This is a genomic window from Corynebacterium sp. HMSC05H05 (assembly GCF_001807265.1).
In the GTDB taxonomy this organism is placed as follows: domain Bacteria; phylum Actinomycetota; class Actinomycetes; order Mycobacteriales; family Mycobacteriaceae; genus Corynebacterium.
Map to the genome: position 1 here is coordinate 111,397 of NZ_KV788371.1, position 274 is coordinate 111,670.

The 274-nt window shown below is 64.2% G+C and carries 1 protein-coding gene; it reads right to left on the bottom strand.

Annotated features, from left to right (window positions below; genetic code table 11):
* A partial coding sequence (locus HMPREF3151_RS01860) for an HNH endonuclease signature motif containing protein (RefSeq protein ID WP_168160581.1) occupies positions 1–263 on the bottom strand: 263 nt, incomplete at its 3' end.
* Positions 264–274: the final 11 nt, after the last annotated feature.

The following is a 274-nucleotide window of genomic DNA, read 5'->3' on the forward strand; positions in this document are numbered from 1 at the left end:
AGTTGGTCGAGTGCTCCGCGGTCGGTGTTTTTCAGGTGATACCCCCGCGGTGAGACCCACCACGGTGCGCCCCTGATCATCGCGATGTGGCCGCGGCTCTTGCGCCAGGGGTCGTCGTCGTTGACCCGGTTGTGGTAGCGGCATAGCGGCACGAGGTTGTCAATGTTGGTGTAGCCGCCGTGTTTCCACGCGTCCACGTGGTGGATCTCCGCACCGTACGCCCCGTGCCTACAGCCTGGGAACGCGCACACGGGTGAGACCATGCAGGCCATAT